The sequence below is a fragment of the Streptomyces sp. NPDC055506 genome (assembly GCF_053643595.1).
The window spans coordinates 1-10,350 of the sequence record NZ_JBSHKH010000200.1 but is presented as its reverse complement, the minus strand read 5'-3'; the positions used below and the strand labels follow the sequence as shown (position 1 = coordinate 10,350).

Below are 10,350 nucleotides of genomic sequence, written 5' to 3'. Positions count from 1 at the left end.
GGGCTGCCCAGTCATACTTTGCCGCCGCCGCGTGGGGCGGGGGCCGCTGGCTCGGCGCACACCCGTGGGTCCGGTGCCTGAAGGAGGTACTCGTCGGGCTGCAGCTGATCGGGCTGGGTTTGATCGTGCTGGGTTTGCTCGGGCCGAGTCTGATAGGTCTCCGGCGGCGCGGCATGCCCATCGGGCCGCCGGTCGAACCGGACGCCGGCGGCCGGTGGCGCCTCCGGTCGCATGGGGGCACCCGCGGCCGGGGCCTGAGGTTGCGCCGACCCTGGCGCTGGCCAGGGCGCGCCGGCGGGTGGCGCCGACGGGCGCTCGGGATACTCACCGGCCGGAGCGCCCTGGGCGGGCACCGAGCCGTTCATGGTGATGGTCGGGTTGTCCTGCGGCCGTTCGGGCACGGCGGACAGGTCATATCCGCACGCGCCGCAGAAACGGTCACCCGATTCGAGGGGTTCCTCGCAACTCGGGCAGGCGGACAACTGGGGCATCTGCGACATCAACTACACCCACGTCCGGGGGCGGTAACGATTGGCACGTTCCACCAGGTCGATCCTCTCCTCGCCGCCCCGCGCCAGCCGGGCCAGCGTGCGGTACGAGCGTTCCAGGCCGAAACGCAGGCCCCGCTCGTCCAGGCCGCTGCCGAGCAGCGTCCGTCCCCCGGCGGCGGGAGGGACGGAACCCTGGCCCCCGGAGAGTACCCAGTCCAGGGCACTGCCGAGGACTTCGGCCGACAACTGCTCCCGCCGCGCCGGGTCCAGACCGTACGCCTCCAGCGCCTCGACCTGCGCCGCGGCGGCCGTGAGATCCTCCAGGAACGGTACGTCGGAGGCGGCCGCCGTGCGCTGCCTCAGCCGCGCCCGTACGGCCGCCACGCGCGCGGCCGTGTAGTGGATGGAGGACTCCGGAACCGACTCCAGCGTCCGTACGGCGCTGTGCCGGTCCCCGGTGGCCAGTTGTACGCGGGCCAGCCCGAAGGCGGCGCTCACATAGCTCGGGTCGGTCGACCACACCAGCCGGTAGTACTCGGCGGCGTTGTCGAGCTGGCCCAGCACCTCCGCGCACAGGCCCAGCGCCAGCTTGGGCGCGATCTCGCCGGGGAAGGCGTCGTAGATCGCGTCGAAGGCGAGCGCGGCGCCCTCGTCGTCGCCGGTGACCAGCGCGGTCACGCCCCGGTACCAGACCACCCGCCAGTCGTCGGGCCGCTCGCCCTCCAGCGCGACCAGGGCCTCCAGCGCGGCGGCCGGCTCACCGGTCTCCAGCCAGGCCCGGATCTGCCGCAGCCGCGTCTCGGTCGACGGGGCCGGGGCCGCCGCGAGGGCTCCGAGCAGCTCGGCCGGCGCGGAGGTCATCAGGCCCGCCAGGAAACCGGCGTTGGGGTCGGACGGGTCGACCCGGGGAACGGGCAGGGCGAGGGTGGCGGCGGGGGCGTCGACGGCTCTGACGAGGCCGAGGGGAAGCGGGGCTTGGGGGTGCTGCCCGCCGGCCGTGAGCTGGGCTGCGGCCGGGGCGGGAGCGGCGGTCGGCGCGGCGGCGGGCAGCTCGGCGGCCGGCAGCGCGGTCGCGGTCGGGGAACCGCGCCGGGTCCGCACCGCCCGCGCCCCCAGCCGGGACACCTCGCCGTCCAGCCTCGGGAACAGCTCCGTGTCCGTGACCCGCAGTTCGGGCCCGAACAGGGTGGACAGGGCGGGCCGGGCCCAGCCCGACTGGAGTGAGACGACCTCCCGCAGCACGCCTGTCAGCTGCTCGGTCATCTCCTGCGCGGAGGCGAACCGGCGGGCCGGATCGGGGTCGGTGGCACGGACCAGGAGACGGTAGAACGACTCGTACTGCCGGAAGACCTCGATGTGGTCCGGGTCCGGCAGGGAGTCCGCGTAGACGTTCGTGTAGCCCTGGAAGTCGAAGGTCAGGACGGCGAGCGTACGGGCGACGGTGAAGAGGTCGCTCGCCACCGACGGGCCGGCCTCGGCCACCTCCGGCGCCTGATAGCCCACCGTGCCGTAGATGGCCGACTCCTCGTCGTCCATCCTGCGCACCGCGCCCATGTCGATCAGCTTGAGCTGGTCCTCGGTCTGAATCGCGTTGTCGACCTTGAAGTCGCAGTACAGCAGGTTGCGGCTGTGCAGATGGCCGAGCGCCTCCAGCGCCTCGATGCCGTACGCGCAGGCCTGCTCCACCGGCAGCGGATCGCGCCTGCCCTGCGCCGTGCGTCGGCCGTTGGCGATCTCCTTCAGCGATTTGCCGCCGACGTACTCCATGACGATGTAGCCGTCGAGGGAGCCCGTGCGCTGGTCCAGGTGCTCCACGAAGTTGTAGATCCGCACGATGTTGGCGTGCTCGATCTCCGCGAGGAAGCGCCGCTCTGAGATCGCCGCCGCCATCGCGTCCTGGTCGCCGGTGTCCAGCAGGCCCTTGAGGACCACCCAGCGGTCCGAGACCGCCCGGTCGACGGCGAGGTAGATCCAGCCCAGGCCGCCGTGCGCGAGGCAGCCGACCACCTCGTACTGGCCGTGCACGACGTCACCGGACTTGAGCTTCGGCACGAAGGAGTACGGGTGGCCGCACTTGGTGCAGAACCCCTCCGTGCGCCCCTGCCGGTCACCGCGCGCCCGGCCCACCTGAGCCCCGCAGTCGGAGCGCGAGCAGAACCGCTTCCGCTCGGGCACCTCGGGATTGTCCAGGACCATCTCGCGCGGGTCGGGCCGCGGGATCGGCGGTACCTGCACCAGCCCGGCGCCCAGCCGGCCCCGGGACGAGGAACCGGCGCCTGAACCGGAGCTGCGCACCGACACCGAACGGCTCGTCGACTTGCCCGACAGGGAGCGCGAGAGGCGTCCCGACACCGAGCGGCGGGACTTCGACGACTGGGACGACGTACGCGAACTGCGGCCGCTGGAACGGGAGCTGCCACTCGCGCCCGAGCCGCGCGAACCGCCCTTGCCGCCGGCGGTGATGCCGGTGGGGGGCGAGGCGACCATGCCGTCCGGCGCGACGACCGGGGCGAGGCCGCAGGTGTCGCAGTACAGCTCGCCGCCGCCCACGTCTTCGTAGGTGCCCGTGCAGGTGGGGCGTTGACAGGTGCGTGCCTCGGTCATGGACTCCCCCTCGTCGCTCATGCGCCCGGCCCCCTCCGGTCGTCCTCGCGTCCGTCCTGGTCCGGCACCCGCGGGCCGCCGAGCAGCTCCAGGGCTGCCTGCTGGTAGCGCAGCACGGCCCCTTCGGCGGCGCGCAGATCGCAGGGGGCGCTCCACAGCATGCGGCGCGCCTTCTCGTACCGCTCCACCAGCAGCGCGTCCTCCGCGAAACCGTGCCGCGCGACCTTCGCCTTGTACGCGTCGAGCCGGCCCCGCAGCTCGGCCCGGACCGCCAGGGGCGCGGTGACGGCGGTCAACGACTCGCGGGCGCGCAGCAGTTCGTCCTCGGCCTTCTGCTCCAGCGACTCCAGCAGCGGGGACAGCCGGTGCCACTGCCCCTGCCTGCGGTACTCCGCGGCCGCCGCAACCTGCTCCTGCAACACCGTCGGCGGTCCGCTGACGACCGGGACCTCCGTCGCCGCGATCTTCGCGAGAACCTCACCACGGGCGGTGCGCGCCTCGGCCAGTGTGCGATCGGCACGGCTGAGGAGGTCCCGCAGCCGGACGATCCGCTTCTCGGCGTCCTGCCGGACCGTCAGGACCGCGTCGATCTCCCGGCGGACGTCCTCCAGGGCGCGCGCCTCGCGGTCGTACACCGTCGTGTCCGGCCGGCCTCCGCCCGGGGCCGAACTGCCCTCCGCCGCCAGCCAGAACTCCAGCGGATCCGAGACGACCTGCTCGCGCAGCTTCGTCAGCGTGCGCGTGATGCGCTCCAAGTCGTCGCCCGCCGGGTGCTCGCCGGGACGCACGCCCACCGAGTGCGCGAGCCGGCGGGTGCGCTGCAGTTCGGCCGCCAGCAGGTCGATCCGGGCCGGCAGCGCCGACCAGACCGCGTCGGCGGCGACGACCATGTCCAGGCTCGTCGCGTACAGCTCGTTCATCCGGTCGACGAGGGTGGTGAGCGAGTAGCTCTCGCTCAGTTTGTTCGCGGAGCCGTGCAGGGTGGGGGCGTTGGCTGTCGCGGTGGCGCTGCCCGCGACGGTGACGGACTCGCCGTTCAGCAGTTCCGTCAGTTCCACCAGGTCCTCGCGGCTGGACCAGCGGCGGCGCGAGCGAATGTCGCGGGCTGTGCGCAGGGCGTCCGTGTACGCGTCGAAGTACGTCCACAGCAGCGTGATCGACGCCTCCGTGGACGTCCAGCGCTCCTGGGTGACGCCGGTGAGCTCCGCGCCCTCCAGGAGTCTGCGGCCCGCGTGGTCCTGCAGGGCGAGGAGCGAGGTCTCGATCGCTTCGTGCTCCGAGCCGAGCCGAGCCAGCGCACGGTCCACCTCGTCCCGGTCCATCACCGGCCCGGTGGATCCCGTGACGCCCATCGATCACCTCTCGCTGCGGTAGTGCCGGTCGGGTTGGTGGTTGGGGTGGTGGTTGGGTTTCGGTCGGGGGTTGGCGGTCGGCGTTCGGTCGGGCTGTCGGTCGAGTGGTCAGGTGCTGCGGAGGTACTGCGGAGCCGGAGGTTCCGACTTCTTCGCATCGTTGCCCAGTGTCGCCGACAGCCATTTGTCGTACGAGGCCTGCCAGCCGTTCGCGGTGTCCTTGCGGTAGTCCACCAGGATCTGGTTGACCCGGCGTACCAGATCGTCGGCGTCCTTCTTCATCGCCACGCCGTAGTACTCGGCAGTGAAGGCGTCGCCCTTGAGCTGGACCGTCGGATCCTGCGCCGCCTGGCTCGCGGCGAGGGCGCCGTCGGTGACCACGGCGTCGACCTCGCCGAGCTGGAGCCTTACCAGGCAGTCGAGTTGGTTCGGAACGGTCGTGGAGATGTCGGTGCTGGCGGGGAGTTTGCCGTCCTTCTGGTCGGCCTCCAGCGTGGAGTACGCCGTCGAGCCGGCCGCCGTGCAGATCCTGCGGTCCGCGAGCGTGTCGTCGTAGCCCTTCACGGGCGAGGACTTCGGGGCGAGGACCTGCTGGCCCGTCTTGAAGTAGGGCGCGGAGAAGGCGACGTCCGCGATCCGGTCGCAGTTGATCGTCATCGTGCGGACGACCATGTCCACACGGCCGTCCCGGATCGCCGGGATCCGCTGGTCGGTGGGGATCGCCTTGAACTGGACGGCGTCCGGGTCGCCGAGTATGTCCTCGGCGATGCGGTGGACCAGGTCGATGTCGAAGCCCTCGAGCTCCGCGGTCTTGCCGCTGTTGGGGTTGCGGTAGCCCCAGCGGTAGCTGTTCTGGTCGACTCCGACGATCAGCTTGCGCTTCTCGCCGTCGCGGTCCTTGATCGCCTTGATGGTGTCGCCGTCGGCGGAGGAGGGGGAGAGCGTCTGCTTCTCGGGCGCCTCGCAGTCCTCTTCGGCCTGTTCGACCGTGGCCTGGGAGGCTTGGGTGACTGCCCGGCCGTCACCGATGCCCGGTCCGGACAGCGGGACGCACAGCGCGAAGACCGCCACCAGGGCGCAGACGACCGCCATCGTGGCCACCCCGCCCCAGCCCTTCAGGCTGGCCCGCAGACGTCGTGCTCGCATGCTCACGCCCCCTTTCACGTCTCCCCTTGTCTCCCGCGCCCCGTTCATCGGTACTCCGACAGCCTGCGGCCGACGCCCAGGACCGCGCCCGCGGCGCCCAGGACCGCGAGGACGGCCGCGCCCGCCGACAGGCCCGTCAGGGCGTCCCGGCCGTCGCCGGCCGCGCGCTTGAACTCGGTCTCCTCGTGCGCGAGCGCCGTGCGCAGGTTCGCGTCGACGCTGTCGAAGCACTCGCCGGTCGCGCCCTTGGTGCCGATGACCCGGTCCAGCGCCTGCTGGTAGTTGCCGTTCTCGTCCTGCTCACGGGCGGCGGTGTGGCGCTTCTTCCACTCCGCCATGTTGCCGACGGCGGCAGTGACGGGCTGTTCGCCCGAGGTGTCGTCGGCGAGGTTCGCGGCGTCCGCCAGGTACTTGCCGAGGTCGGCGATGTCCGTGCGGAAGTCGTAGTCGTAGGCGTCGTAGGTCTGCGCGCCGATCTTCTTCGTCTCGGCGCCACGGGCCACCAGGGTCAGGTTCTCGTTGCCCCGTGCCTTGAGGGAGGCGATGCGGGCGTCGTGCAGCACGTTCAGGGAGCGGACGCCGTGGTCGTAGGAGTCGTTCAGGCCCGCGCGGGCGATGCTGTGGCCGACGACCAGCCAGAGCAGGACCACCGTCGCGGTGGCTGTGGCGGCGACCAGGCCGTGGTTCAGCACCCGGTTCGTACGCCGGTAGTTGCGGTGCTGGGCCCAGGCGAGGGCGGCCAGGGCGGCGAGGCCCAGGGCGATGGCCGCCCAGGGGTAGGGCGTGGCGTCCGCGTAGTCCGCGCGCAGGCGCTGGTTCTCCTTCTTGTACAGGTCCTCCGCCGCCGGGAGCATCTGCTGCTGCATCTTCTCGTTGGCGTAGCGGAGGTAGGCGCCGCCGACCGGGAAGCCCTGGCGGTTGTAGGTGCGGGCGCGTTCGACCAGGCCCTTGTACTCCGGGAGGAGCTTGTTGAGCTTGGCGATCGTCGCGGTGGACGGGGAGTCCGGGTCAGCGTTGGCAGCGGCGTTGACGAGTTTGTCGGCGGCCGTGCGGATGTCCTGCTCGTAGCGGTCGCGGGAGGCGGCCGATTCCTGGCCGCCGGCGAGGAAGCCGCTGGAGGCGGCGGTGTTGGCGTCCGCGAGCGAACGGTAGATGTCGGCCGCGTCCGAGCTGAGGGGCTGACTGCTGGTGAGAACGTCGTCGGCGGCGGCCGCGCGGTCGGTCATCTGCCAGGCGGTGACGGCGCCGAAGGCGACGACCAGGAGGGCCAGGAGGGCGCCGATGATGCGCAGGCGGCCGGGCTCTGTGGTGGCGGCGGCGCGGAGTTGGTCGAGGCCCTCCGCGAAGGCGGTGCGGCGGGGCGCCGGGGGCGGGGAGGCGGCTTGGCCGCTGCCGGGGGGCCGGGACAGTGGTGCCGGCTGCGCCGGAACGGCCGGGAGAATGGGCGTGCTGGGGCCCGGTGGTGGTGAAGTGCTCTTCGGCAGGTGTGTCACTGTGACCTCCCCCATGGTCATCCGTCACCGCAAGTATCGCTGCCGGCACTGACATCCGCACCGGCCTTGCCCCGATCTTGATCGGATCGCAGCGTGAACCACCACCCCCGCACTGGAACACGTCAGGGCGATCGGTTCGGTTCCCCCGCGCGGATGCGCGCGGCTACTCGACGTAGCGGCGAAACCCCTGTGCCAGGGCTTTGAAGCCGCAGGCCTCATAGAAGCTGTGGACATACGCGTCGTCCGCCGCCAGCAACTGCACCTTGTAACAGCCGGCGGCCTCACCCAGCCGCACGGCCGACTCCATCAGCTGCCGCCCGACACCACGACGCTGAAAACCTCCGGCCACCACGACGTTCTCCACGAACAGGATGGCCCGGCCCCCGCGCGTGAGGTTCGGCATGACGACGCAGTCGGCTGTCCCGGCCACGGTGCCGTCGGCATCCGCGACCAGAACGGTCCTGCCGTGCTGCCCGGATATGGCCGCCCAGATGTCGTCCGCAGCGGCCTTGGACAGCGGCGCGTCGTCCGGGTTCAGTTCGCGGTAGAGGGCCAACAGCGCTGACAGGTCCGCGTCGGCTGCCGGCCGCACCGTGATCTTCATGGGCTGAGCCTATGGCGAGTACAACTCCGAGCCGCCATAGGCTCGTCCGGGCCGATGAGTCGCTCGTCCGGGCCGCTCAGTCTCTCGTCCGGGCCGGTCAGTCGCTCGTCGGAGTCGCCTTGCGGCGGAGGACGATCAGGGTTGCGCCGCCGATGACGACCAAGGTGATGGCGATGCCCGTGATGAGCGGGGTGACGACGGAGGAGCCGGTTTCGGCGAGGTTGGTGTCGGAGGCAGTGCCGCCCACCGTGGCGGGGCTCGGTTCGCTCAGGGTCTGCGTGGCCGTGCCCGTCTCACTGCTGCGGGTCTGGCAGTCCAGCATGCCCGTGAAGCGCTGAGTGAAGCCGCCGGGGCCATGGATCGTGAAGTCGTACGCCTGGTCCTCCTGGAGCGGGACCGTCACCGTCCTGGTCTCGCCCGCGGCGATGGTGTGCTCAAGGCCTGCCAGTTCGAAGGTGAACGGCTCGTCGCCCTTGTTGGACGCGATGACGTCCACACCGCCCTTGTCGCAGTTCTTCGCCGCAGACAGTGCCGGTATCGCGCCCTGCTTCGCCCAGGTCGCCCCGGCCTTCGCGGACACCGTCGACTCGCTGGAGCCGGCCAGGATCTGCGTCTGGCTCCGGCTCTCGGAGGCGAAGGCCCGGCCGACCGGCACGGTGGTCGAGGCCTGCACGGTCAGATCGGCCGTGCCCGCCGCCGCGTCCTCGGGCACGTCGAAGAACACCTGCCCGCCGTCGGCCGCGGACGTGATGGGCCTGCCCTGCTTGTCGACGATCCGCACCCCGCTCGTGGCGGCGTCCGCGGGCGGCGCCACCGACACGCCACTCGCGTTGGTGTGCACCGTGACCGGGCCGAGCCGCTCGCCCGGACGGCCGGAGACCGCGGGCGGGTCGAGGGTGAGCGAGGCCCGGGGCTCGGGCAGATTCCGCGCGTTCTTCTCCAGGTAGTCCGCGAGCTGTTCGGCCTGCGGGTCGAGCGCGTCGACGGCCACATCGTCCGAGTAGCGCCAGATCGCCACCTGTGTGCCGGACGCCGCGTCCTGCTCGGTCAGCGCACCTCGCACGCCCGCCTTCCGCGCGAGCGCCGCGAGGTCGTTCACCTGCGGGTAGGAGTTCTGCAGGATCCAGCGGATCCGGCCGGCGTCCTTGTTGGCGCCCAGGGACGTGCCGCCCCAGGGCGTCTCGTGGTACCTGGCGTCCCGCTGCGTGGGGTTGTGGAGGTCGACACAGTACGTCTGCAGCATGCCGCCGCCCTCGACGGACATCTCGAACAGGCCCGCCGACACCTGCTGGTCCCCGGTGCCGCCGTGTATCACCGCGGTGCCGTACATCTTGAGTCCGGCTATGGTCGCGGTCGCCCCGCCCTCACCCTGCGTCGTCTCGTCGGCGGACGCCTGGCCGGCACCGGCCAGCACGCCCGCGGCGACGAGCCCGGACACCAGCGTCGCGGCGCCGAGGCGGGCCGCCCCTCGCCTGCGTACGAACACCGCCGAGAACGAAGCAAACACCAAATTTCCTTTCGAGCAGGACCCGTTGACGTGGGGGGTACGGTCCCACCAGCAGAAATCAGAAGTCTCACGGGCATCGCGAGCCCCGAGAACCATGTCCGGCATCCTAGGGAGGCGTCGGACCCCGCCCGCCGGTCAGACGGTCGGATGAGTGATCCGACTCGGAATCGTTATCGCCAAGATCCCTTACGGGGAGGGCTTATCGACAAATCCACCGCTGGTCGCATGGTGCGCACTCGTCGATAAGCCGCAGGTCGGACAGAGCGACGGTGACTGATGTCACGTCAAGGCTGCTGGCTCCGGCTGTTGTTGAGCGGACGCGTCCGAGCGCTCCGCCGAATCGTCCGGCGGAGTCTCCCAGTTGGGCTCCGGTGAGGCCGGGGAGGCGGCCGTCTCGGGCTTGCCTCCGCGCCGGAAGGCCGAGGTGCCCCAGGCGAGATCATGGCCGATCGCAACCGCGTCGATGTCCGCCGAGGTCCAGCTCTGCCCCTCGCGCACATCGGTCCGCACCTTCAGCCTGCCCTGCACGATCACGGGCTCGCCCACCGTCAGCGACGCCGCCGTGTTCGTGGCGAGCTGGCGGTTGGCCCACACCGTGAAGAAGTTGGTGTGCCCGTCCGTCCACGTGTTCTTCTCGCGGTCCCAGTAGCGCGCGGTAACCGCCAGCCGGAACCTCGCCGACGGGCCGGACGCCATCTCCCGGTACACCGGCTGCGTCGCCACCCTGCCGACCGCGCAGACCATCGTCTCGTTCATCACGAACCCCTCCCTCGCCCGGAATCCGACACCGGGCCGACCCCCGTACGGGCCCGTCCCGTACGGCTGTGTCCGCCAGACTGCCGCGCCCGGGCCGAGGCCGCTGAGCGCTGTGGATCACCGTTCGCCTGTGGACAACGCCGCCACTCCGGCGGGTGACGCCGAGCCACACACCGAGCCCGCGGCCTGGCCCGACACCGAGCCACGCGCCGAGCCCACCGACTGGCCCGATGCCGAACCACACACCCATCCCGCCGCCTGGCCCGACGCCGAACCACACACCCATCCCGCCGCCTGGCCCGCCGCCGAGCACACACCAAGCCCGACACCGAGCCGGACACGGAAGTCGAACGGGGACTGCTTGCCGAACTTGGCGGCGACGCCCTCGTTCAGCTCC

8 protein-coding genes and 1 pseudogene are annotated in these 10,350 nt (G+C 71.5%); all 9 read right to left on the bottom strand.

Translation table 11 applies throughout. From position 1 onward, the window contains the following. Positions 1–11: 11 nt before the first annotated feature. Positions 12–491 carry a zinc ribbon domain-containing protein gene (locus tag ACWIF2_RS38680; RefSeq protein WP_454366135.1) on the bottom strand — a complete coding sequence of 160 codons (480 nt, stop codon included), beginning with the start codon at positions 489–491 and terminating at the stop codon, positions 12–14. A gap of 12 nt (positions 492–503) precedes the next feature. After that, positions 504–3,095, bottom strand: a complete 2,592-nt coding sequence (locus tag ACWIF2_RS38675; protein WP_454366133.1) for a tetratricopeptide repeat protein — start codon at positions 3,093–3,095, stop codon at positions 504–506. Between the two features lie 17 nt (positions 3,096–3,112). After that, a complete protein-coding gene (locus ACWIF2_RS38670) occupies positions 3,113–4,447 on the bottom strand; it encodes a hypothetical protein (protein ID WP_454366131.1) in 1,335 nt (444 codons plus the stop codon). Positions 4,448–4,555: 108 nt separating this feature from the next. Next, positions 4,556–5,593: a glutamate ABC transporter substrate-binding protein gene (locus ACWIF2_RS38665; RefSeq protein WP_454366129.1), complete on the bottom strand. Its 1,038-nt coding sequence runs from the start codon at positions 5,591–5,593 to the stop codon at positions 4,556–4,558. 44 nt (positions 5,594–5,637) lie between these two features. Continuing rightward, positions 5,638–7,086 carry a hypothetical protein gene (locus ACWIF2_RS38660; protein ID WP_454366127.1) on the bottom strand — a complete coding sequence of 483 codons (1,449 nt, stop codon included), beginning with the start codon at positions 7,084–7,086 and terminating at the stop codon, positions 5,638–5,640. Between the two features lie 163 nt (positions 7,087–7,249). Then, on the bottom strand, positions 7,250–7,690 hold the full coding sequence (locus ACWIF2_RS38655) for an N-acetyltransferase family protein (RefSeq protein WP_454366125.1): 441 nt from the start codon (positions 7,688–7,690) through the stop codon (positions 7,250–7,252). Positions 7,691–7,787: 97 nt separating this feature from the next. Further along, positions 7,788–9,197 (bottom strand): Cys-Gln thioester bond-forming surface protein, encoded by a 1,410-nt coding sequence (locus ACWIF2_RS38650; RefSeq protein ID WP_454366123.1) that lies wholly within the window; start codon positions 9,195–9,197, stop codon positions 7,788–7,790. 279 nt (positions 9,198–9,476) lie between these two features. Beyond that, the gene (locus ACWIF2_RS38645) at positions 9,477–9,953 is read right to left on the bottom strand and encodes a single-stranded DNA-binding protein (protein WP_454366121.1); all 477 of its coding nucleotides are present in this window, start codon (positions 9,951–9,953) and stop codon (positions 9,477–9,479) included. A 117-nt stretch (positions 9,954–10,070) separates the two neighbouring features. Next, positions 10,071–10,350 (bottom strand): annotated as a pseudogene (locus ACWIF2_RS38640) (hypothetical protein); the annotation flags it as partial.